34 protein-coding genes are annotated in these 22,563 nt (G+C 55.6%); 1 reads left to right on the top strand and 33 read right to left on the bottom strand.

All coding sequences use genetic code 11. The annotated features are described in order from the left end of the window. Positions 1–138 precede the first annotated feature (138 nt). Positions 139–663 carry a single-stranded DNA-binding protein gene (locus KGB25_RS21230; RefSeq protein ID WP_008041307.1) on the bottom strand — a complete coding sequence of 175 codons (525 nt, stop codon included), beginning with the start codon at positions 661–663 and terminating at the stop codon, positions 139–141. Between the two features lie 9 nt (positions 664–672). Next, entirely contained in the window at positions 673–2,070 is a 1,398-nt protein-coding gene (locus KGB25_RS21235) for an MFS transporter (protein ID WP_008030907.1), read from the bottom strand. 191 nt (positions 2,071–2,261) lie between these two features. Here KGB25_RS21235 and uvrA point away from each other — a divergent pair, with 191 nt between their 5' ends. Continuing rightward, entirely contained in the window at positions 2,262–5,096 is a 2,835-nt protein-coding gene (uvrA, locus tag KGB25_RS21240) for an excinuclease ABC subunit UvrA (protein ID WP_008041305.1), read from the top strand. Positions 5,097–5,232: 136 nt separating this feature from the next. Here uvrA and bfr read toward each other — a convergent pair whose 3' ends face one another. The 31 genes from bfr to tuf form a co-directional block, all read right to left on the bottom strand. Continuing rightward, a complete protein-coding gene (gene bfr, locus KGB25_RS21245) occupies positions 5,233–5,697 on the bottom strand; it encodes a bacterioferritin (protein WP_008030905.1) in 465 nt (154 codons plus the stop codon). Positions 5,698–5,846: 149 nt separating this feature from the next. Further along, the gene (locus KGB25_RS21250; RefSeq protein WP_192420659.1) at positions 5,847–7,301 is read right to left on the bottom strand and encodes a catalase; all 1,455 of its coding nucleotides are present in this window, start codon (positions 7,299–7,301) and stop codon (positions 5,847–5,849) included. Between the two features lie 189 nt (positions 7,302–7,490). Then, a complete protein-coding gene (gene rplQ, locus KGB25_RS21255; RefSeq protein ID WP_007943777.1) occupies positions 7,491–7,877 on the bottom strand; it encodes a 50S ribosomal protein L17 in 387 nt (128 codons plus the stop codon). Positions 7,878–7,919: 42 nt separating this feature from the next. Then, positions 7,920–8,921, bottom strand: a complete 1,002-nt coding sequence (locus KGB25_RS21260) for a DNA-directed RNA polymerase subunit alpha (RefSeq protein ID WP_003186012.1) — start codon at positions 8,919–8,921, stop codon at positions 7,920–7,922. Positions 8,922–8,943: 22 nt separating this feature from the next. Next, positions 8,944–9,564, bottom strand: a complete 621-nt coding sequence (gene rpsD / locus KGB25_RS21265; protein ID WP_003210056.1) for a 30S ribosomal protein S4 — start codon at positions 9,562–9,564, stop codon at positions 8,944–8,946. An 18-nt stretch (positions 9,565–9,582) separates the two neighbouring features. After that, positions 9,583–9,972, bottom strand: a complete 390-nt coding sequence (gene rpsK / locus KGB25_RS21270; RefSeq protein WP_002555466.1) for a 30S ribosomal protein S11 — start codon at positions 9,970–9,972, stop codon at positions 9,583–9,585. 30 nt (positions 9,973–10,002) lie between these two features. Then, the gene (gene rpsM / locus KGB25_RS21275) at positions 10,003–10,359 is read right to left on the bottom strand and encodes a 30S ribosomal protein S13 (RefSeq protein ID WP_003186020.1); all 357 of its coding nucleotides are present in this window, start codon (positions 10,357–10,359) and stop codon (positions 10,003–10,005) included. A gap of 130 nt (positions 10,360–10,489) precedes the next feature. Next, positions 10,490–10,606 (bottom strand): 50S ribosomal protein L36, encoded by a 117-nt coding sequence (rpmJ, locus tag KGB25_RS21280; RefSeq protein ID WP_002555468.1) that lies wholly within the window; start codon positions 10,604–10,606, stop codon positions 10,490–10,492. A 27-nt stretch (positions 10,607–10,633) separates the two neighbouring features. Beyond that, entirely contained in the window at positions 10,634–11,962 is a 1,329-nt protein-coding gene (gene secY / locus KGB25_RS21285; protein WP_003228718.1) for a preprotein translocase subunit SecY, read from the bottom strand. Further along, entirely contained in the window at positions 11,963–12,400 is a 438-nt protein-coding gene (rplO, locus tag KGB25_RS21290) for a 50S ribosomal protein L15 (RefSeq protein WP_007896782.1), read from the bottom strand. A gap of 3 nt (positions 12,401–12,403) precedes the next feature. After that, entirely contained in the window at positions 12,404–12,580 is a 177-nt protein-coding gene (gene rpmD, locus KGB25_RS21295; RefSeq protein ID WP_003186033.1) for a 50S ribosomal protein L30, read from the bottom strand. A gap of 2 nt (positions 12,581–12,582) precedes the next feature. Then, entirely contained in the window at positions 12,583–13,083 is a 501-nt protein-coding gene (gene rpsE, locus KGB25_RS21300) for a 30S ribosomal protein S5 (RefSeq protein WP_007943782.1), read from the bottom strand. A gap of 3 nt (positions 13,084–13,086) precedes the next feature. Continuing rightward, the gene (gene rplR, locus KGB25_RS21305; RefSeq protein ID WP_003186037.1) at positions 13,087–13,437 is read right to left on the bottom strand and encodes a 50S ribosomal protein L18; all 351 of its coding nucleotides are present in this window, start codon (positions 13,435–13,437) and stop codon (positions 13,087–13,089) included. A 10-nt stretch (positions 13,438–13,447) separates the two neighbouring features. Further along, complete coding sequence (gene rplF, locus KGB25_RS21310; protein WP_003176412.1) at positions 13,448–13,981, bottom strand: 50S ribosomal protein L6; 534 nt, start codon at positions 13,979–13,981, stop codon at positions 13,448–13,450. Between the two features lie 12 nt (positions 13,982–13,993). Further along, the gene (gene rpsH / locus KGB25_RS21315; protein WP_003186040.1) at positions 13,994–14,386 is read right to left on the bottom strand and encodes a 30S ribosomal protein S8; all 393 of its coding nucleotides are present in this window, start codon (positions 14,384–14,386) and stop codon (positions 13,994–13,996) included. A 210-nt stretch (positions 14,387–14,596) separates the two neighbouring features. Beyond that, entirely contained in the window at positions 14,597–14,902 is a 306-nt protein-coding gene (gene rpsN / locus KGB25_RS21320) for a 30S ribosomal protein S14 (RefSeq protein WP_003176414.1), read from the bottom strand. A gap of 13 nt (positions 14,903–14,915) precedes the next feature. Further along, positions 14,916–15,455 (bottom strand): 50S ribosomal protein L5, encoded by a 540-nt coding sequence (gene rplE / locus KGB25_RS21325; RefSeq protein ID WP_003176415.1) that lies wholly within the window; start codon positions 15,453–15,455, stop codon positions 14,916–14,918. Between the two features lie 22 nt (positions 15,456–15,477). Continuing rightward, positions 15,478–15,792: a 50S ribosomal protein L24 gene (rplX, locus tag KGB25_RS21330; protein ID WP_003176416.1), complete on the bottom strand. Its 315-nt coding sequence runs from the start codon at positions 15,790–15,792 to the stop codon at positions 15,478–15,480. Positions 15,793–15,803: 11 nt separating this feature from the next. Further along, positions 15,804–16,172: a 50S ribosomal protein L14 gene (gene rplN / locus KGB25_RS21335; protein WP_002555479.1), complete on the bottom strand. Its 369-nt coding sequence runs from the start codon at positions 16,170–16,172 to the stop codon at positions 15,804–15,806. 23 nt (positions 16,173–16,195) lie between these two features. After that, a complete protein-coding gene (rpsQ, locus tag KGB25_RS21340; RefSeq protein WP_003176419.1) occupies positions 16,196–16,462 on the bottom strand; it encodes a 30S ribosomal protein S17 in 267 nt (88 codons plus the stop codon). A 2-nt stretch (positions 16,463–16,464) separates the two neighbouring features. Next, on the bottom strand, positions 16,465–16,656 hold the full coding sequence (gene rpmC, locus KGB25_RS21345; protein ID WP_008030901.1) for a 50S ribosomal protein L29: 192 nt from the start codon (positions 16,654–16,656) through the stop codon (positions 16,465–16,467). Next, positions 16,656–17,069, bottom strand: a complete 414-nt coding sequence (rplP, locus tag KGB25_RS21350) for a 50S ribosomal protein L16 (RefSeq protein WP_008030899.1) — start codon at positions 17,067–17,069, stop codon at positions 16,656–16,658. Before rplP ends, rpmC begins: the two co-directional genes overlap by 1 nt. A 12-nt stretch (positions 17,070–17,081) precedes the next feature. Then, entirely contained in the window at positions 17,082–17,768 is a 687-nt protein-coding gene (rpsC, locus tag KGB25_RS21355; RefSeq protein ID WP_003176422.1) for a 30S ribosomal protein S3, read from the bottom strand. Between the two features lie 13 nt (positions 17,769–17,781). Next, the gene (rplV, locus tag KGB25_RS21360; protein WP_003103908.1) at positions 17,782–18,114 is read right to left on the bottom strand and encodes a 50S ribosomal protein L22; all 333 of its coding nucleotides are present in this window, start codon (positions 18,112–18,114) and stop codon (positions 17,782–17,784) included. A gap of 11 nt (positions 18,115–18,125) precedes the next feature. Continuing rightward, positions 18,126–18,401 (bottom strand): 30S ribosomal protein S19, encoded by a 276-nt coding sequence (gene rpsS / locus KGB25_RS21365; protein ID WP_002555486.1) that lies wholly within the window; start codon positions 18,399–18,401, stop codon positions 18,126–18,128. Between the two features lie 16 nt (positions 18,402–18,417). Further along, entirely contained in the window at positions 18,418–19,242 is an 825-nt protein-coding gene (gene rplB, locus KGB25_RS21370) for a 50S ribosomal protein L2 (protein WP_008030897.1), read from the bottom strand. A 14-nt stretch (positions 19,243–19,256) separates the two neighbouring features. After that, entirely contained in the window at positions 19,257–19,556 is a 300-nt protein-coding gene (gene rplW / locus KGB25_RS21375; protein WP_002555488.1) for a 50S ribosomal protein L23, read from the bottom strand. Next, positions 19,553–20,155, bottom strand: a complete 603-nt coding sequence (gene rplD, locus KGB25_RS21380) for a 50S ribosomal protein L4 (protein ID WP_003228735.1) — start codon at positions 20,153–20,155, stop codon at positions 19,553–19,555. Before rplD ends, rplW begins: the two co-directional genes overlap by 4 nt. A gap of 12 nt (positions 20,156–20,167) precedes the next feature. Continuing rightward, positions 20,168–20,803, bottom strand: a complete 636-nt coding sequence (rplC, locus tag KGB25_RS21385; protein WP_003186059.1) for a 50S ribosomal protein L3 — start codon at positions 20,801–20,803, stop codon at positions 20,168–20,170. A gap of 80 nt (positions 20,804–20,883) precedes the next feature. Beyond that, positions 20,884–21,195: a 30S ribosomal protein S10 gene (rpsJ, locus tag KGB25_RS21390; RefSeq protein ID WP_003186070.1), complete on the bottom strand. Its 312-nt coding sequence runs from the start codon at positions 21,193–21,195 to the stop codon at positions 20,884–20,886. Between the two features lie 156 nt (positions 21,196–21,351). Then, positions 21,352–22,545 carry an elongation factor Tu gene (tuf, locus tag KGB25_RS21395; protein ID WP_008030895.1) on the bottom strand — a complete coding sequence of 398 codons (1,194 nt, stop codon included), beginning with the start codon at positions 22,543–22,545 and terminating at the stop codon, positions 21,352–21,354. Between the last annotated feature and the right edge of the window lie 18 nt (positions 22,546–22,563).

Consider the following 22,563-nt stretch of genomic DNA (forward strand, 5'->3'; position numbering starts at 1 on the left):
CCCTGAATTCGTTACTTAAATTCAAGGTATGAGCCTAGTAAAAAGTCGTCAACTTATTTTTTACACCCCAAAAACGAAGAAACCCCCGCTAAGCGGGGGTCTCCAAGAGAAACTTTACAGAAAAGTCTCTGCGGGGGGCTAGAACGGGATATCGTCATCAAAGCTGTCGAAATCCGGAGCCGGCTGAGGAGCGGCCTGCTGTGGAGCCGGACGCGACTGTTGCGGTGCCGACTGCTGCGGACGCGGCGCCTGCTGTTGGCGTGGAGCCGGAGCGGACTGCTGGTAGTTGTTGCCCCCGCCTTGTTGGTCACCCTGCTGTGGACGGCCGCCCAGCAGCTGCATGGTGCCTTGCATGTCGACCACGATTTCAGTGGTGTAACGCTTGATACCGTCTTTTTCCCACTCGCGGGTCTGCAGCTTGCCTTCGATGTAGACCTGCGAACCTTTACGCAGGTATTCGCCGGCGATTTCCGCCACTTTGCCGAACATCGAGACACGGTGCCATTCGGTCTTCTCGACCTTCTGACCGGTCTGCTTGTCGGTCCACTGTTCGCTGGTCGCCAGACTCAGGTTGGTCACGGCGTTACCGTTAGGCAAGTAGCGAACTTCGGGATCCTGGCCGCAAGTGCCGACCAATATGACTTTGTTAACCCCACGGGCCATAACGTTCTCCTAGGCTACGCACGCTGCCTCGGGCGGGTTGTTCACCAGACGCTCGAGGGTAGTGCGATCCAATAGTTCTGTGTCCAATTTGATGTAAATCGCTGCTTCATCAGCAACGATTACCGCATCTGTTACCCCTACGACGGCCTTCAGGCGCTCAACCAGACCCGCTTCGCGGATCGCCTCGGGCGACAACGGCAAGCGCAGGCTCGTGACATAAGGTGGTTCGCGCATGGTAACAGCAAAGGCCAGCCAGAGGGCAGCCAGGCCGGCGCATCCGAGGAAGACAACCGACAGACCGCCATGCTGGAACATCCAGCCGCCGAGGATCCCGCCCAGTGCCGATCCGAGGAACTGACTGGTGGAATAAACCCCCATCGCCGTGCCCTTGCCGCCCGCCGGTGAAACCTTGCTGATCAGCGATGGCAACGAAGCTTCCAGCAAGTTGAACGCGGTAAAGAACACCACCGTCCCGATCACCAGAGCCCGCAAGCTATCGCCGAACTGCCAGAAGAATAGCTCAGTGAGCATCAGCGTCAGCACTGCGCCCAATAAAACTCGTTTCATTTTGCGTTTCTTCTCGCCGTAGATAATGAACGGGATCATGGCGAAGAAGGAAATCAGCAGCGCGGTCAGGTAGACCCACCAGTGCTGCTCTTTGGGCAGCCCGGCTTTTTCGACCAGGGCCAGCGGCAATGCAACGAAGCTCGACATCAACATCGCGTGCAACACAAAAATACCCAGGTCCAGGCGCAGCAGGTCCGGGTGTTTGAGCGTCGGCATCAGTGCCTGGCGCGCGACGCCGGATTCACGGTGCTGCAACGGCCCGGTGGAGCGCGGCACCATGAACATCACGATCACGATACCCACCAGCGCCATGCCACCGGTGGCGAGGAACAACCCGGACAGCCCAAAGGCACGAGTCAGCAACGGTCCTACCACCATGGCGACCGCGAACGACAGACCAATCGTCATGCCGATCATGGCCATGGCTTTGGTCCGATGCTGTTCGCGGGTCAGGTCTGACAGCAACGCCATCACTGCTGCGGAAATCGCCCCGGCGCCTTGCAGGATTCGTCCGGCGATAACGCCCCAGATCGAATCAGCGTTGGCCGCCAGCACACTGCCGAGGGCGAACACGATCAGCCCCAGGTAAATCACCGGGCGGCGCCCGATGCGGTCGGAAATGAAGCCGAACGGAATCTGAAATATCGCCTGGGTCAGGCCGTAAGCGCCAATCGCCAGCCCGATGAGGGCCGGGGTCGCTCCTGCCAGATCCATCCCATAGGTCGCCAGTACCGGCAACACCATGAACATGCCAAGCATACGGAACGCGAACACGAGGGCCAGACCGCTTGCTGCGCGGGTCTCACTGCCACTCATGCGTTCGCTGTGGGGATCGTGCATGGAAAAACCTCATGTGAACCGGCGGCGATTCTACCAGTCCCATCGATTGACAGGGTATATCGCGACGCTTTGACGCGTTCCGCTGACAGACTCTTCATGTACGACAGTAAACCACTCGTTTGATAGTGTGCATCCATCCAGTATTTGGCCGTATACTCCTACGTTTTCGACGCCCGCCGAGCGAGGCCACTTTGGACAAGATCCTGATTCGTGGGGCCCGAACCCACAACCTGAAGAACATCGACCTGACCCTGCCACGGGACAAACTGATCGTCATCACCGGCTTGTCCGGATCCGGCAAATCGTCCCTGGCGTTCGACACGCTGTACGCCGAAGGCCAGCGCCGCTATGTCGAGTCGCTGTCGGCCTATGCCCGGCAGTTTTTGTCGATGATGGAAAAGCCAGACGTCGACACCATTGAAGGTTTGTCGCCAGCCATTTCCATCGAACAGAAGTCGACCTCGCACAACCCGCGTTCGACGGTCGGCACCATCACCGAAATCTACGACTATCTGCGCCTGCTCTACGCTCGCGTCGGTATTCCGCGCTGCCCGGATCACGACATCCCGTTGGAAGCGCAGACCGTCAGCCAGATGGTCGACCTGGTCCTCGCCCAACCGGAGGGCAGCAAACTGATGCTGCTGGCGCCGGTGATCCGCGAGCGCAAAGGCGAACATCTTTCGGTCTTCGAAGAATTGCGCGCCCAGGGCTTTGTCCGTGCCCGGGTCAACGGCAGGATCTGCGAACTGGACGAACTGCCGAAGCTGGACAAGCAGAAGAAGCATTCGATTGACGTCATCGTCGACCGCTTCAAGGTTCGCGCCGATCTGCAACAGCGTCTGGCCGAATCCTTCGAGACCGCGCTGAAACTGGCGGACGGCATTGCCCTGGTCGCACCGATGGACGACGAACCCGGCGAAGAGATGATCTTCTCAGCGCGCTTCGCCTGCCCGATCTGCGGTCACGCGATCAGCGAGCTGGAACCCAAGCTGTTCTCCTTCAACAACCCGGCCGGCGCCTGCCCGACGTGCGATGGTCTGGGCGTGAAGCAATTCTTCGACATCAAGCGACTGGTCAATGGCGAACTGACTCTGGCCGAAGGTGCGATTCGCGGCTGGGACAGGCGTAACGTCTATTACTTCCAGATGCTCGGGTCGCTGGCGGCGCACTACAAGTTCAGCCTCGAAGTACCGTTCAACGAACTGCCGGCCGAGCAGCAGAAATTCATCCTGCACGGCAGCGGCTCCCAGAACGTCGATTTCAAATACCTGAATGACCGTGGCGACATCGTCAAACGTTCGCACCCGTTCGAAGGCATCGTGCCAAACTTGGAACGTCGCTACCGCGAAACCGAATCGGCTTCGGTGCGTGAAGAGCTGGCCAAGTTTCTCAGCACCCAGCATTGCCCGGATTGCCGTGGCACCCGCCTGCGTCGCGAGGCGCGACATGTCTGGGTCGGCGAGAAGACGCTGCCGGCGGTAACCAATCTGCCGATTGGCGATGCGTGCGAATACTTCGGCGTGCTGAAGCTGACTGGGCGTCGCGGTGAAATTGCCGACAAGATCCTCAAGGAAATCCGCGAGCGCCTGCAGTTCCTGGTCAACGTCGGCCTCGACTATCTGTCGCTGGATCGCAGTGCCGACACGTTGTCCGGTGGCGAGGCGCAGCGGATTCGTCTGGCCAGTCAGATTGGTGCCGGCCTGGTGGGCGTTCTATACATCCTCGATGAACCGTCGATTGGTCTGCACCAACGCGACAACGACCGTTTGCTCGGCACGCTCAAGCACCTGCGCGACATCGGCAACACGGTGATCGTGGTCGAACACGATGAAGATGCCATTCGCCTGGCTGACTATGTCGTGGATATCGGCCCGGGTGCCGGCGTGCACGGGGGGCATATCGTCGCCGAAGGTACGCCAGCGGAAGTTATGGCTCACCCTGACTCACTGACCGGCAAGTACTTGTCGGGTCGGGTGAAGATTGCCGTTCCAGCCAAACGCACACCGCGTAACAAGAAGTTGTCGCTGTCCCTCAAGGGCGCTCGCGGCAACAACTTGCGCAACGTCGATCTGGAGATTCCGATTGGCCTGCTGACCTGCGTTACCGGCGTCTCCGGTTCGGGCAAGTCGACGTTGATCAACAACACGCTGTTTCCTTTGAGTGCGACGGCACTCAACGGTGCGACAACGCTTGAGGCTGCGGCTCACGACAGCATCAAAGGGCTGGAGCACCTGGACAAGGTCGTCGACATTGACCAGAGCCCGATCGGCCGCACGCCACGCTCCAACCCGGCGACGTACACCGGGCTGTTCACGCCGATTCGCGAACTGTTCGCCGGCGTGCCGGAATCCCGTTCCCGCGGTTACGGGCCGGGGCGTTTCTCCTTCAACGTGAAGGGCGGACGCTGCGAAGCCTGCCAGGGCGACGGCCTGATCAAGGTTGAAATGCACTTCCTGCCGGACATCTATGTTCCGTGCGACGTCTGCAAGAGCAAGCGCTACAACCGCGAAACGCTGGAGATCAAGTACAAGGGCAAGAGCATCCACGAAACCCTCGAGATGACCATCGAGGAAGCTCGAGTGTTCTTCGACGCGGTGCCGGCACTGGCACGCAAGCTTCAGACGCTGATGGATGTCGGCCTGTCGTACATCAAGCTGGGGCAATCGGCGACCACGCTGTCTGGTGGTGAAGCGCAGCGGGTGAAGCTGTCCCGCGAGCTGTCCAAGCGCGATACCGGCAAGACGCTGTACATCCTCGATGAGCCAACCACCGGTTTGCACTTCGCGGATATCCAGCAACTGCTCGACGTGCTGCATCGTCTGCGCGACCACGGCAACACCGTGGTGGTGATCGAGCACAACCTGGACGTGATCAAGACCGCTGACTGGTTGGTGGATCTGGGGCCGGAAGGTGGTTCCAAAGGCGGGCAGATCATTGCCGTCGGTACGCCGGAAGAAGTCTCCGAGATGAAGCAGTCTCATACCGGTTTCTATCTCAAACCGTTGCTGGCTCGCGACAGGGACTGAATCAGGCCCATGAAAAAGCCCCTGTCACTTTGTCGGTGACAGGGGCTTTTTCGTTGACACTGTAGGAGCACAGCTTGCTGGCGATGGCGATATCAAGGAAGCCTTCGCCAGCAAGCTGTGCTCCTACGGTTCAATGTCAGGTGTGAGACTGCAGGTAATTTTCCAGACCGATCAACTTGATCAGCCCCAACTGCTTCTCGAGCCAGTAGGTGTGGTCTTCTTCGGTATCGTTCAGTTGAATACGCAGCATCTCGCGGCTGACGTAGTCTTTGTGCTGCTCGCAGAGTTCGATGCCCTTGCAGAGTGCGGCGCGGACTTTGTATTCCAGTCGCAGGTCGGCAGCGAGCATGTCAGGAACCGTGGTGCCGACATCAAGATCGTCCGGACGCATGCGTGGCGTGCCTTCGAGCATCAGGATTCGGCGCATCAGCGCATCGGCGTGCCCCGCTTCCTCTTCCATCTCGTGGTTGATTCGTTCGTAGAGCTTGGTGAATCCCCAGTCCTCATACATCCGCGAGTGAACGAAATATTGATCACGCGCGGCCAGTTCGCCGGTCAGCAACGTGTTGAGGTAATCGATTACGTCTGGGTGGCCTTGCATCGCCCTACATCTCCCTGCTTGAAAGTCTGTAGTTTGAACCACAGCGACTGTTTGGTCACTTGGTTTGCGCGATAAAAGCGAAGATATTCTGAGAAAAGTAGTTTAAATAGCGCAAAAACCGCCCTAATGAGGGCGGTTCTGCTTCTCGTTTAGACTTCGTTAATCTGTACGTTGAGCGCCTTTGCGATTGCGTCTCCATAAGCCGGGTCGGCCTTGAAGAAATGCTGCAATTGGCGATCCACTACATCAGCGGAGACCCCTGCCATCGCGCCCGCAATATTGTTGGTCAGCAGGTTTTTCTGCTCATCACTCATCAAACGGAACAACGCACCTGCGTGGCTGTAGTAGTCCGTGTCTTCGCGATGATCGTAACGATCAGCCGCACCGCTCAATGCCAAAGCAGGCTCAGCATAACGAGGCGCCTGTTTTGGCGACTCTACGTAACTGTTCGGCTCGTAGTTCGGCGCTGCACCGCCATTGCTGCCAAATGCCATGGAGCCATCACGCTGGTAGCTGTTGACCGGGCTGCGCGGCGCATTCACTGGCAGTTGCTGATGATTGGTACCAACACGGTAGCGGTGCGCATCGGCGTAAGCGAACACTCGCCCTTGCAGCATGCGGTCTGGCGACAGACCAACACCTGGCACCATATTGCTCGGACCGAACGCCGCTTGTTCAACTTCCGCGAAGTAGTTCTGCGGATTACGGTTGAGCTCGAGCTCACCCACTTCGATCAGTGGGAACTCTTTCTGCGACCAGGTCTTGGTCACATCGAAAGGGTTCTCGTAATGCGCCGCAGCCTGGGCCTCGGTCATGATCTGAATGCATACACGCCATTTTGGGAAGTCGCCGCGCTCAATCGCTTCGAACAAGTCGCGCTGTGCGTAATCCGGATCGGTGCCCGCCAGGCGAGCAGCTTCTGCCGGTGCCAGGTTCTTGATCCCTTGCTGGGTCTTGTAATGCCACTTCACCCAGTGACGCTCGCCGCTGGCACTGATCAGGCTGTAAGTGTGGCTGCCGAAGCCGTGCATGTGACGGTAGCCGTCAGGGATGCCTCGGTCCGAAAACAGGATGGTGACCTGGTGCAGCGCCTCAGGCGAGTGCGACCAGAAGTCCCACATCATCTGCGCACTTTTCAGGTTGCTTTGCGGCAGGCGTTTTTGGGTGTGGATAAAGTCCGGAAACTTGAGCGGATCGCGAATGAAGAACACTGGCGTGTTGTTGCCAACGATGTCCCAGTTACCTTCTTCGGTATAGAACTTCAGGGCAAAGCCACGTGGGTCGCGTTCCGTGTCAGCCGAGCCGCGCTCACCGCCCACGGTTGAAAACCGCAGAAAGGTTGGCGTTTGCTTACCGACGGATTCGAACAGTTTGGCGCTGGTGTACTCAGTGATATCGCGCGTCACGGTGAACGTACCGTAAGCACCCGAGCCCTTGGCGTGCACGCGGCGCTCAGGAATGTTTTCACGGTTGAAGTGGGCAAGCTTCTCGATCAGGTGGAAGTCGTCGAGCAGCAATGGGCCACGAGGGCCGGCAGAGCGGGAATTCTGGTTGTCGGCGACAGGAGCACCACTGGCGGTGGTAAGTATTTTATTTTGGCTCATGCGATCTCTTCCTCTGTCAGTCTAGAACTGCCGGCTAATCGGCTGAGAGGAAGTATTGATCACCAACGTTACACCTACAAATTCATTAACTTGTAAGTGTCGATAGAAAATTACTAACGTAGAGTCTACTTTTCAGACGCCCACAAAAAACCGGGCACTAGGCCCGGTTCTTCGTTTCAGACTGACGTCTTACTCAGCGGATACAGCTTCACCGCCGGTAGCACGATCAACCAACTCGACGTACGCCATAGGCGCGTTGTCGCCAGTGCGGAAGCCGCACTTGAGGATGCGCAGGTAGCCACCCTCACGGGTAGCGTAACGCTTGCCCAGGTCGTTGAAGAGCTTACCAACGATAGCTTTCGAACGAGTACGGTCGAAAGCCAGACGGCGGTTAGCCAGGCTGTCTGTCTTGGCCAAAGTGATCAGCGGCTCAGCAACGCGACGCAGTTCTTTAGCTTTCGGCAGTGTAGTTTTGATCAGCTCGTGCTCGAACAGCGACACTGCCATGTTTTGGAACATGGCCTTGCGGTGCGAGCTAGTGCGGCTCAGGTGACGACCACTTTTACGATGACGCATGGTTCATTCCTTACCAAACACGACGTTCGGTGATTACGACGATCAGGCAGTCGCCTTGTCGTCCTTCTTAAGACTTGCAGGCGGCCAGTTGTCGAGGCGCATGCCGAGGGACAGACCGCGGGAGGCCAGAACGTCCTTGATTTCAGTCAAGGATTTCTTGCCAAGGTTCGGAGTCTTCAACAGCTCTACTTCGGTACGCTGAATCAGGTCACCGATGTAGTAGATGTTTTCCGCCTTAAGGCAGTTAGCCGAACGTACAGTCAGTTCCAGATCGTCAACCGGGCGAAGCAGGATCGGATCGATCTCGTCTTCCTGCTCGACAACCACTGGCTCACTGTCACCTTTGAGGTCGACGAACGCAGCCAACTGCTGTTGCAGAATGGTTGCAGCGCGACGGATAGCCTCTTCAGGATCCAGAGTACCGTTGGTTTCCAGATCAATAACCAGCTTGTCCAGGTTAGTACGCTGCTCGACACGGGCGTTTTCCACCACGTATGCGATACGGCGAACCGGGCTGAACGAAGAGTCAAGCTGCAAGCGACCGATGCTGCGGCTTTCGTCTTCATCGCTCTGACGCGAGTCTGCCGGTTCATAACCACGACCACGAGCTACGGTGAGCTTCATGTTCAGGGCGCCGTTAGACGCCAGGTTAGCGATTACGTGATCGGGGTTAACGATCTCGACATCATGATCCAGCTGAATATCGGCAGCGGTAACCACCCCCGAACCCTTCTTCGACAAGGTCAGCGTAACTTCGTCACGACCGTGCAGCTTGATAGCCAGACCTTTAAGGTTCAACAGGATTTCAATTACGTCTTCCTGTACGCCTTCGATTGCGCTGTACTCATGGAGTACACCGTCAATCTCGGCCTCGACTACTGCACAGCCGGGCATTGAGGACAACAGGATGCGGCGCAGCGCGTTGCCCAGGGTGTGGCCGAAACCACGCTCGAGAGGCTCGAGAGTGATCTTGGCGCGGGTTGGACTGACAACCTGCACATCAATATGGCGGGGTGTCAGGAACTCATTTACCGAAATCTGCATGGATGCACCTATTTTCTAGCCCTTACTTGGAGTAGAGCTCGACAATCAGGCTTTCGTTGATGTCGGCGGACAGATCACTGCGAGCTGGAACGTTCTTGAAAACGCCCGACTTCTTCTCAGTGTCTACTTCTACCCATTCTACGCGGCCACGTTGGGCACACAGATCGAGAGCTTGGACAATGCGAAGTTGGTTCTTTGCTTTCTCGCGAATCGCGACCACGTCACCAGCACGAACCTGGTAAGACGGTACGTTTACGGTCTGGCCGTTAACGCTGACGGATTTGTGCGATACCAGCTGACGGGATTCGGCACGAGTAGAGCCAAAACCCATACGGTATACAACGTTGTCCAGACGGCATTCGAGCAGTTGCAGCAGGTTTTCACCGGTTGCACCTTTCTTGCCAGCAGCTTCTTTGTAGTAGCCGCTGAATTGACGCTCGAGAACGCCGTAGATACGACGGACTTTCTGCTTTTCACGCAGTTGGGTGCCGTAATCGGACTGGCGACCGCGGCGTTGGCCGTGGATACCAGGTGCTGCTTCAATGTTGCACTTCGATTCGATCGCGCGCACGCCGCTCTTCAGAAAGAGATCGGTGCCTTCGCGACGAGCGAGTTTGCATTTTGGACCAATGTAACGAGCCATTCTTTACAATCTCCTGGATTACACGCGGCGCTTCTTCGGCGGACGGCACCCGTTGTGCGGGATTGGCGTCACGTCGGTGATGCTGGCGATCTTGTAGCCACAGCCGTTCAAAGCGCGGACTGCAGATTCACGACCTGGGCCTGGACCTTTGACGTTAACGTCGAGGTTTTTCAGACCGTATTCCAGCGCAGCTTGACCAGCACGTTCAGCAGCTACTTGAGCAGCAAACGGGGTGGACTTGCGGGAACCGCGGAAACCCGAACCACCGGAGGTAGCCCAGGAAAGAGCGTTGCCTTGACGGTCGGTGATGGTCACGATTGTGTTGTTAAAAGAAGCATGGATGTGGGCGATGCCATCAACCACTGTCTTTTTAACTTTTTTACGAGGACGAGCAGCAGGTTTAGCCATGATTAATTTCCTGTCGATTCGCTGGGGCGATTACTTGCGGATCGGCTTACGCGGACCTTTACGGGTACGCGCGTTAGTCTTGGTACGCTGACCGCGCACTGGAAGACCACGACGATGACGCAGACCGCGATAGCAACCGAGGTCCATCAAACGCTTGATTTTCATGTTGATTTCGCGACGCAGGTCACCTTCAGTGGTGAACTTCGCCACTTCGCCACGCAGCTGTTCAATCTGCTCGTCGCTCAGATCCTTGATCTTTGCGGCTGGGTTTACCCCAGTCACTGCACAGATCTTCTGTGCAGTAGTGCGACCAACACCATAGATGTAGGTCAGCGAGATAACAGTATGCTTGTTATCTGGAATGTTAACGCCTGCAATACGGGCCATTCAGTGGGACTCCAATTGACAGCTACCTACGCCCCGGAAGCCAAGAAATAGGGCGCGAGATAATATCGCTGTAATAACAAATAATCAACCCGGTAGCGCACTAGCTACCGGGCTTGAAGCACAATCACACTCAGCCTTGGCGCTGTTTGTGACGCGGTTCCGCGCTGCAAATTACTCGAACAACACCTTCGCGGCGAATAATCTTGCAGTTACGGCACAGCTTTTTCACCGATGCACGAACTTTCATCACCAACTCCTCGAACCTTATGGGTACTCAGCGCAACATGCCGCTGCCGTAACCCTTCAGGTTGGCTTTCTTCATCAGGGATTCGTACTGGTGCGAAACGAGGTGCGATTGTACTTGGGACATGAAGTCCATCACAACCACGACGACGATCAGCAACGAGGTCCCGCCAAGGTAGAACGGTACGTTTGCCGCAACCACCAGGAACTGGGGAAGCAGACACACGGCCGTCATGTAAAGAGCACCGAACATGGTCAAGCGAGTCAGAACGCCATCAATGTAGCGCGCAGACTGCTCACCTGGACGGATGCCCGGAATAAAGGCACCGGACTTCTTCAGGTTTTCCGCTACGTCTTTCGGATTGAACATCAACGCCGTATAGAAGAAGCAGAAGAAAATAATCCCTGCACTAAACAGCAGAATATTCAACGGCTGACCAGGAGCGATCGACTGCGAGATGTCCTGCAACCAGCCCATACCTTCAGACTGGCCGAACCAGGCACCCAACGAAGCCGGGAACAGCAAAATGCTGCTCGCGAAAATGGCCGGAATAACACCGGCCATGTTCACCTTCAGCGGCAAGTGGCTAGTCTGCGCAGCGAAGACCTTACGGCCTTGCTGACGCTTGGCGTAGTGAACAGCAATACGACGCTGACCACGCTCAATGAACACCACGAAACCGATAATCGCTACTGCCAGCAAACCGATGGCAACCAGGGCGAAGATGTTGATATCACCCTGACGTGCAGACTCGAAAGACTGCCCGATCGCTCTCGGAAGACCGGCGACGATACCCGAAAAAATCAACATCGAGATACCGTTGCCAACACCACGCTCAGTAATCTGCTCACCCAGCCACATCATGAACATCGCACCAGCCACAAATGTGGATACCGCGACGAAATGGAAGCCAAAGTCACCAGTGAACGCAACGCCCTGCCCCGCCAGACCAATGGACATGCCAATTGCCTGAACAAGAGCGAGGACGACAGTGCCGTAGCGGGTGTACTGGCTGATCTTACGACGGCCAGCTTCACCTTCCTTCTTCAACTGCTCCAGCTGCGGACTGACGGCGGTCATCAGCTGCATGATGATCGATGCCGAAATGTACGGCATGATCCCCAATGCAAAGATGCTCATCCGTTCCAGCGCGCCGCCGGAAAACATGTTGAACAAGCTAAGAATGGTCCCCTCATTCTGTCGAAACAGGTCCGCGAGTCGGTCCGGGTTGATACCTGGAACCGGGATGTGTGCGCCTATTCGGTAGACGATAATCGCCAGGAACAGAAAACGCAGACGAGCCCAGAGTTCAGACATACCGCCTTTGCCGAGCGCAGAGAGAGCACCTTGCTTAGCCATTTATTCCTCGAACTTGCCGCCAGCTGCTTCGATAGCCGCACGCGCACCTTTGGTGGCGCCGATTCCCTTTCCGATGGTAACAGCGCGAGTCACTTCACCGGACAGCATGATTTTCACACGCTGTACGTTGACGTTGATCACGTTGGCATCTTTCAAGGACTGCACGGTGACGATGTCGCCTTCCACTTTAGCCAGCTCGGACAAACGCACTTCTGCGCGATCCATGGCTTTCAGGGAAACGAAACCGAACTTCGGCAGGCGACGATGCAGCGGCTGTTGACCGCCTTCAAAGCCTGGAGCAATGGTGCCACCGGAGCGGGAGGACTGACCTTTGTGGCCACGGCCACCGGTCTTACCCAAACCACTACCGATACCACGGCCCGGACGATGCTTTTCGCGACGGGAACCCGGCGCTGGACTCAGATCATTGAGTTTCATCGATTAACCCTCGACACGCAGCATGTAGTAAGCCTTGTTGATCATCCCGCGATTCTCGGGAGTATCAAGTACTTCTACAGTGTGACCGATGCGACGCAGACCCAGACCCTTAACGCACAGTTTGTGGTTAGGGATGCGGCCGGTCATGCTTTTGATCAGCGTAACTTTAACGGTAGCCATGATCAGAAGATCTCCTTGACGCTTTTGCCACGCTTGGCGGCAATGGATTCAGGAGACTGCATAGCTTTCAAACCTTTGAAAGTGGCGTGAACCACGTTTACCGGGTTAGTCGAGCCGTAGCACTTGGCCAGAACGTTCTGAACGCCAGCAACTTCGAGGACAGCACGCATAGCGCCGCCAGCGATGATACCGGTACCTTCAGAAGCAGGCTGCATGTACACCTTCGAAGCGCCGTGACCGGACTTCATTGCGTACTGCAGAGTGGTGCCGTTCAGGTCAACTTGGATCATGTTGCGGCGAGCAGCTTCCATTGCCTTCTGGATCGCAGCAGGCACTTCACGTGACTTGCCACGGCCGAAGCCAACACGCCCTTTACCATCACCAACCACGGTCAACGCGGTGAAAGTGAAGATACGGCCGCCTTTAACGGTTTTGGCTACGCGGTTAACTTGAACCAGCTTCTCGATGTAGCCTTCGTCGCGCTTTTGGTCGTTATTTGACATAACTTAGAACTCCAGCCCAGCTTCACGAGCAGCATCAGCCAGCGCCTTGACGCGGCCGTGGTACTTGAAGCCAGAGCGGTCGAAAGCCACCTGCGAGACGCCAGCGGCTTTAGCACGCGTAGCGACCAGCTGGCCAACCTTAGTGGCCGCGTCGATGTTGCCAGTGGCGCCATCACGCAGTTCTTTATCCAAAGTCGAGGCAGATGCCAGGACTTTGTTGCCGTCGGCCGAAATGACCTGGGCGTAGATGTGCTGCGACGAGCGGAACACGCAGAGACGCACGACTTCGAGTTCGTGCATTTTCAGGCGTGCTTTGCGAGCGCGACGCAGTCGAGTAACTTTTTTGTCGGTCATTTGCTATGCCCTACTTCTTCTTGGCTTCTTTACGACGGACGACTTCGTCCGCGTAGCGCACACCTTTGCCTTTGTACGGCTCTGGTGGACGGAAGTCGCGGATCTCGGCGGCCACTTGACCTACCAGCTGCTTATCGATGCCCTTGATCAGGATATCGGTCTGGCTAGGAGTCTCAGCGGTGATGCCTTCCGGCAGTTCATAATCCACTGGGTGCGAGAAGCCAAGAGCCAGGTTCAGCACTGTGCCTTTTGCTTGCGCTTTGTAACCAACACCGACCAGCTGGAGCTTACGCTCGAAGCCTTGGCTTACGCCTTGGACCATGTTGTTTACCAACGCACGAGTGGTACCAGCCATTGCGCGAGTTTGTTGATCGCCATTGCGAGCAGCGAAACGCAGCTCACCAGCTTCTTCAACGATCTCAACGGACGAATGGATGTTCAGTTCGAGAGTGCCCTTGGCACCCTTCACCGAAAGCTGTTGGCCTGCGAATTTGACTTCGACGCCGGCTGGCAGCTTAACGGGGTTCTTAGCGACGCGTGACATGCTTATCCCCCCTTAGAACACAGTGCAAAGAACTTCGCCGCCGACACCGGCAGCGCGCGCAGCACGATCCGTCATCACACCTTTGTTGGTGGAGACGATAGACACACCGAGACCGCCACGAACTTTTGGCAGATCATCGACGGACTTGTACTGACGCAGGCCTGGACGGCTAACGCGCTTCACTTCCTCGATGACCGGACGGCCTTCGAAGTACTTCAGCTCGATGGACAGCAGTGGCTTGATTTCGCTGCTGATCTGATAACCCGCAATGTAACCTTCGTCCTTCAGGACTTTGGCAACAGCTACCTTCAAAGTAGAAGATGGCATGCTTACGACGGACTTTTCAGCCATCTGGGCATTACGGATTCGAGTTAGCATGTCCGCTAACGGGTCCTGCATACTCATGGGCTAGACGCTCCTAATACACAAAAAATTAGCCTTGCGGCTACTACGTGTCGCCGAGGACATCCGTGCAAAAAAAGCACGGGCTCAGGCGAGCCGGGTATTCTAGACACACCCCACAAATGAATCAAGCCCCAAAAGGGGCTTGATTCAAGTTCAAGGTCACCGGCGGTCAGGATCTTGCGATCCCAAACACCGAGACTTTGATAGTGCTTACCAGCTGGCTTTAACCAGACCAGGTACGTCACCACGCATTGCAGCTTCACGCAGTTTGTTACGGCCGAGGCCGAACTTGCGGTAAACGCCGTGTGGACGACCGGTCAGGCGGCAGCGGTTACGCATGCGCGAAGCGCTTGCGTCACGTGGCTGCTTTTGCAGAGCTACTGTAGCTTCCCAACGCGCTTCTGGACTTGCGTTCAGATCAACGATGATAGCTTTCAGTGCTGCACGCTTTTTGGCGTACTTGGCAACCGTGAGCTGACGCTTCAGCTCGCGGTTTTTCATGCTCATCTTGGCCATTTTCCTACTCCAATCAGTTGCGGAACGGGAATTTGAAAGCACGCAACAGGGCGCGACCTTCATCATCGTTCTTGGCAGTGGTGGTCAGGGTAATGTCCAGACCGCGGAGAGCATCGATCTTGTCGTAGTCGATTTCCGGGAAGATGATCTGCTCTTTAACGCCCATGCTGTAGTTACCACGACCATCGAAGGACTTGGCATTCAGGCCGCGGAAGTCGCGAACCCGAGGCAGGGAGATCGACAGCAGACGATCCAGGAACTCGTACATACGCTCACGGCGCAGGGTCACTTTGACGCCGATCGGCCAACCTTCACGGACTTTAAAGCCAGCGATGGATTTCCGAGCGTAAGTCACAACGACTTTCTGGCCGGTGATCTTTTCCAGGTCAGCAACAGCGTGCTCGATGACTTTTTTGTCACCGACTGCTTCGCCCAGACCCATGTTCAGGGTGATTTTGGTAACGCGTGGAACTTCCATCACGTTCGAAAGCTTAAGTTCTTCCTTAAGCTTCGGTGCGATTTCTTTCCAGTAAATCTCTTTTAGTCGTGCCATGGTCTCATCTACCTAGCAGTGTTCAAGCATCAACCGCTTTTTGGGTCGACTTGAAGACACGAATTTTCTTGCCGTCTTCTACTTTGAAACCAACGCGATCAGCCTTGTTGGTTTCGCCGTTGAAAATGGCTACGTTAGAAGCGTCCAGTGGAGCTTCTTTCTCGACGATACCGCCTTGTACGCCCGACATCGGGTTAGGCTTGGTATGACGCTTGACCAGGTTCAGACCACCGATAACCAGACGGTTATTAGCGAGAACCTTAAGCACCTTACCGCGCTTACCTTTGTCTTTGCCGGCGATCACGATGATCTCGTCGTCACGACGAATCTTTTGCATGTCGGATCTCCTTACAGCACTTCTGGGGCGAGCGAGACGATCTTCATGAACTTCTCAGTACGAAGTTCACGGGTCACTGGCCCAAAGATACGGGTGCCGATCGGCTCTTGCTTGTTGTTCAGAAGAACAGCAGCGTTGCCATCAAAGCGGATAATGGAGCCATCAGCACGACGAACGCCGTGACGAGTGCGGACTACAACAGCAGTCATCACTTGGCCTTTTTTCACTTTACCGCGAGGAATTGCTTCCTTCACGGTAACTTTGATGATGTCACCGATACCAGCGTAACGACGATGGGAGCCACCCAGCACCTTGATGCACATAACGCGGCGAGCGCCGCTGTTATCGGCCACATCGAGCATGGATTGAGTCTGAATCATATAATTTCTCCGACCCCTAGTCCTTAGACTTCCACAGCGCGTTCGAGAACATCAACCAGCGCCCAAGACTTGGTCTTGGCCAAAGGACGAGTTTCACGAATAGTGACTTTGTCGCCGATGTGGCACTGATTGGTTTCGTCGTGCGCGTGCAGCTTAGTCGAACGCTTAACGTATTTACCGTAGATCGGGTGCTTAACGCGACGCTCGATCAGAACGGTGATGGTCTTGTCCATTTTGTCGCTGACAACACGGCCAGTCAGCGTACGGACGGTTTTTTCGGCTTCAGCCATGATTACTTACCTGCCTGCTGTTTGAGCACAGTCTTCACGCGAGCGATGTCACGCTTAACTTGCCGGAGCAGGTGAGACTGCCCCAACTGGCCAGTTGCTTTCTGCATGCGCAGATTGAACTGGTCGCGCAGCAGGCCGAGCAGTTGCTCGTTAAGCTGCGGCGCGTCTTTTTCACGAAGTTCGTTCGCTTTCATCACATCACCGTCCGTTTAACGAAGGCAGTGGCGAGCGGCAGCTTTGCAGCAGCCAGGGCAAATGCCTCACGCGCCAGCTCTTCAGAAACACCCTCGATTTCATACAGGACTTTGCCTGGCTGAATCTGGGCAACCCAGTATTCCACGCTACCTTTACCTTTACCCATCCGAACTTCGAGTGGCTTCTTGGAAATAGGCTTGTCCGGGAATACACGGATCCAGATCTTGCCGCCACGTTTAACGTGACGGGTCAGTGCACGACGCGCTGACTCGATCTGACGAGCGGTGAGACGACCACGAGCTACAGACTTCAGCGCGAACTCGCCGAAGCTGACTTTGCTACCGCGCAATGCCAGGCCACGGTTGTGACCAGTCATCTGCTTGCGGAACTTCGTACGCTTTGGTTGCAACATTTGGCGTACCCCTTACTTAGCAGCTTTTTTACGAGGCGCTGGTGCTTGTGGTTTCAGTTCTTCTTGGCGACCACCAATTACTTCGCCTTTGAAGATCCAAACCTTTACACCGATCACACCGTAAGTGGTGTGAGCTTCGTAGTTGGCATAGTCGATGTCGGCACGCAGGGTGTGCAGTGGCACACGACCTTCGCGATACCATTCAGTACGTGCGATTTCAGCACCGCCGAGACGACCGCTCACTTGGATTTTGATGCCTTTGGCACCAATGCGCATGGCGTTCTGTACAGCGCGCTTCATAGCGCGACGGAACATTACGCGACGCTCCAGCTGCTGAGCTACGCTCTGCGCAACCAACATACCGTCGAGTTCCGGCTTGCGGATTTCTTCGATATTGATGTGCACAGGCACACCCATTTGCTTGGTCAGGTCCTGACGCAGTTTCTCAACATCTTCACCTTTCTTCCCGATAACGATACCTGGACGAGCGGTGTGGATGGTGATACGTGCAGTTTGGGCCGGACGATGGATATCGATACGGCTTACGGACGCGCTTTTTAGTTTGTCTTGGAGATACTCACGCACCTTCAGATCAGCGAACAAATAGTCCGCATAAGTCCGACCGTCTGCGTACCAGACGGAGGTGTGCTCCTTGACGATTCCCAGGCGAATGCCAATGGGATGTACTTTCTGACCCATCTCTTCGACTCCGTTACTTGTCAGCAACCTTGACAGTGATATGGCAAGACCGCTTGACGATGCGATCAGCACGGCCTTTGGCACGTGGCATGATTCGCTTCAGCGAACGCCCTTCGTTGACGAAAACGGTGCTGACTTTAAGGTCATCAACGTCTGCGCCTTCGTTATGCTCGGCGTTGGCTACGGCCGACTCCAGCACTTTCTTCATGATCTCGGCGGCTTTCTTACTGCTGAAAGCCAACAAGTTGAGCGCTTCGCCCACCTTCTTCCCGCGGATCTGGTCGGCGACCAAGCGGGCTTTCTGGGCGGAGATTCGAGCGCCCGACAACTTAGCGGCTACTTCCATTTCCTAACCCCTTAACGCTTGGCTTTCTTGTCAGCCACGTGCCCACGATAAGTGCGGGTACCGGCGAACTCGCCCAGTTTGTGGCCGACCATGTCTTCGTTCACGAGAACTGGCACATGTTGACGACCGTTGTGTACTGCGATGGTCAGACCGACCATTTGTGGCAGGATCATCGAACGACGCGACCAGGTTTTAACTGGTTTGCGATCGTTCTTTTCCGCCGCCACTTCGATCTTCTTCAGTAGGTGAAGATCGATAAAAGGACCTTTTTTCAGAGAACGTGGCACTGTCGTATCCCTCTATTTACTTGCGACGACGGACGATCATTTTGTCGGTACGCTTATTACCACGAGTCTTCGCGCCCTTAGTCGGGAAGCCCCATGGCGATACCGGATGACGACCACCAGAGGTACGACCTTCACCACCACCATGTGGGTGGTCAACCGGGTTCATGGCAACACCACGAACGGTTGGGCGAACGCCACGCCAGCGTTTGGCACCAGCTTTACCCAACGAACGCAGGCTGTGCTCGGAGTTCGAGACTTCGCCCAGGGTCGCGCGGCATTCAGCCAGCACTTTACGCATCTCACCAGAACGCAGACGCAGGGTCACATAGACACCTTCACGAGCGATCAGCTGAGCCGAAGCACCAGCGGAACGAGCGATTTGCGCGCCTTTACCTGGCTTCAATTCGATGCCGTGTACGGTACTACCAACTGGAATGCTGCGCAGTTGCAACTGGTTGCCCGGCTTGATCGGAGCCAAAGCACCCGAAATCAGCTGGTCACCAGCGTTCACGCCTTTAGGGGCGATGATGTAACGGCGTTCGCCGTCTGCGTACAACATAAGAGCAATGTGAGCAGTACGGTTTGGATCGTATTCGATACGCTCGACAGTGGCTGGAATGCCATCTTTGTCGTTGCGACGGAAATCGACCAGACGATAATGCTGCTTATGGCCACCACCGATGTGACGAGTGGTAATACGACCATTGTTGTTACGACCACCAGACTTCGATTTCTTCTCGAGCAGCGGTGCGTGAGGAGCGCCTTTATGCAGCTCCTGGTTGACCACCTTGACCACATGACGGCGGCCAGGGGAAGTCGGTTTGCATTTAACGATTGCCATGATGCACCCCTTCCTTACTCAGCACTGCTGCTGAAATCGAGATCTTGGCCTGGCTGAAGGGAGATAACTGCCTTCTTCCAGTCATTACGCTTGCCCAGACCGCGAGCAGTGCGCTTGCTCTTACCCAGAACATTCAGGGTAGTAACACGCTCTACTTTCACGCTGAACAGGCTTTCGACGGCCTTCTTGATTTCCAGCTTGGTTGCGTCAGTGGCAACCTTGAAAACGAACTGGCCTTTCTTGTCTGCCAGAACCGTAGCCTTCTCGGAAACGTGCGGGCCAAGCAGAACTTTAAATACGCGTTCCTGGTTCATCCCAGCAGCTCCTCGAATTTCTTCACGGCCGACACGGTGATCAACACCTTGTCGTATGCGATCAGACTAACTGGATCGGAACCTTGCACATCACGTACATCTACGTGCGGCAGGTTGCGAGCAGCCAGGTACAGGTTCTGATCAACAGCGTCAGACACGATCAGAACGTCGGTCAGGCTCATGTTGTTCAGTTTGCCCAGCAGGTCTTTGGTTTTCGGCGTTTCAACGGCGAAATCCTGAACCACGACCAGACGATCAGTACGCACCAGCTCAGCAAGGATGGAACGCATTGCTGCGCGATACATCTTCTTGTTCAGCTTCTGGGAGTGATCCTGAGGACGAGCTGCGAAAGTGGTACCGCCGCCACGCCAGATTGGGCTACGGATAGTACCGGCACGAGCACGGCCAGTACCTTTCTGACGCCATGGGCGCTTACCGCCACCACGAACGTCGGAACGGGTCTTTTGCTGCTTGCTACCTTGACGGCCGCCGGCCATGTAGGCCACGACTGCTTGGTGAACCAGCGTCTCGTTGAATTCGCCGCCAAATGTCAGTTCGGAAACTTCGATCGCTTGAGCGTCATTTACATTTAATTGCATGTCAGCTTCCCCTTAACCGCGAGCCTTGGCTGCTGGACGTACAACCAAGTTGCCGCCAGTAGCGCCAGGAACAGCGCCCTTGACCAACAACAGATTGCGTTCAGCGTCCACGCGCACTACTTCGAGGGACTGCACGGTCACGCGCTCAGCGCCCATATGACCGGACATTTTTTTGCCCTTGAATACACGACCAGGAGTCTGGCACTGGCCGATAGAGCCTGGAACGCGGTGGGACACGGAGTTACCGTGGGTATTATCTTGCCCGCGGAAGTTCCAACGCTTGATCGTACCCTGGAAGCCTTTACCTTTGGACTGACCGGTTACATCAACCAGTTGACCAGCAGCGAAGATTTCAGCGTTGATCAGATCGCCAGCCTGGTACTCGCCTTCTTCAAGGCGGAATTCCATTACGGTACGACCAGCGGCAACGTTCGCTTTAGCGAAGTGGCCAGCCTGAGCAGCTGTAACACGCGAAGCACGACGCTCGCCTACAGTGACTTGCACTGCACGATAGCCATCGGTCTCTTCAGTTTTGAACTGGGTGACGCGATTCGGCTCGATCTCAATGACCGTGACCGGAATGGAGACACCTTCTTCGGTGAAAATACGGGTCATACCGCATTTACGACCGACTACACCAATAGTCATGTTGTAAACCTCATGAGTGTACGGGGCTTTCACCCGCTATGGCCGCCCATTTCAGAGCGTTACACGACTAAGACCGAGTCTTAGCCGAGGCTGATCTGCACTTCCACACCGGCCGCAAGATCAAGCTTCATAAGAGCATCAACGGTTTTATCCGTTGGCTGGACGATGTCCAGAACGCGCTTATGAGTACGGATCTCGTACTGGTCACGCGCGTCTTTGTTGACGTGCGGGGAGACCAGAACGGTGAACCGCTCTTTACGGGTAGGCAGTGGAATTGGACCACGCACTTGAGCACCAGTACGTTTCGCGGTTTCCACGATTTCCTGGGTGGATTGGTCGATCAGGCGATGGTCAAAAGCCTTCAACCTGATACGGATTTGCTGATTTTGCATTGGATTTCAGACTCCGGCTGCTATTCCCACCGGGCGCAATACGCCCGTTAAAAGGAGGCGCAATTCTATAGACGCCCCAGATAGGTGTCAACCCAATAAAAAAGCCCCCGCTAAGCGGGGGCTTTTTCAACTCATCAAAGCTTACTCAAAAAGAGCTTACTCGATGATTTTGGCTACGACGCCAGCGCCGACGGTACGACCGCCTTCACGGATAGCGAAACGCAGACCGTCTTCCATTGCGATGGTTTTGATCAGGGTAACAGTCATCTGAATGTTGTCACCTGGCATTACCATTTCAACGCCTTCTGGCAGCTCGCAGTTACCAGTCACGTCAGTAGTACGGAAGTAGAACTGTGGACGGTAGCCTTTGAAGAACGGAGTATGACGACCGCCTTCTTCCTTGCTCAGAACGTAAACTTCTGCGGTGAACTTGGTGTGCGGCTTAACCGAACCTGGCTTAACCAGAACCTGGCCACGCTCAACGTCGTCACGCTTGGTACCACGCAGCAGAACGCCGCAGTTCTCGCCAGCACGACCTTCGTCGAGCAGTTTGCGGAACATTTCAACACCGGTGCAGGTGGTGACGGTGGTGTCACGCAGACCAACGATTTCCAGTGGATCCTGAACGCGAACGATACCGCGCTCGATACGGCCAGTCACAACAGTACCACGACCCGAGATCGAGAATACGTCTTCGATTGGCATCAGGAACGGCTTGTCGGTCAGACGAACTGGCTCTGGGATGTAGCTGTCCAGAGTTTCAACCAGTTTACGAACGGCAGTGGTGCCCATTTCGTTTTCGTCGTTGCCTTCCAGAGCCATACGAGCAGAACCGATGATGATCGGAGTGTCGTCACCTGGGAAGTCGTAAGTGCTGAGCAGGTCGCGAACTTCCATCTCAACCAGTTCCAGCAGCTCTGCGTCGTCTACCAGGTCAGCCTTGTTCAGGAAAACCACGATGTACGGAACGCCTACCTGACGGGACAGCAGGATGTGCTCACGGGTTTGTGGCATCGGACCATCAGCGGCCGAGCAAACCAGGATAGCGCCGTCCATCTGAGCAGCACCGGTGATCATGTTCTTCACATAGTCAGCGTGACCTGGGCAGTCAACGTGAGCGTAGTGACGGATCAGCGAGTTGTATTCAACGTGCGCGGTGTTGATGGTGATACCACGAGCTTTCTCTTCTGGTGCGCTGTCGATCTTGTCGAAGTCAACACGAGCCGAACCGAAAACTTCGGAGCAGACGCGAGTCAGAGCAGCAGTCAGAGTGGTTTTACCGTGGTCAACGTGACCGATGGTGCCAACGTTGACGTGCGGAAGGGAACGATCAAATTTTTCTTTAGCCACGACAATTAACTCCTAGCC

The sequence above is a fragment of the Pseudomonas sp. BF-RE-21 genome (assembly GCF_019947305.1).
GTDB classification, from domain to species: domain Bacteria; phylum Pseudomonadota; class Gammaproteobacteria; order Pseudomonadales; family Pseudomonadaceae; genus Aquipseudomonas; species Aquipseudomonas migulae.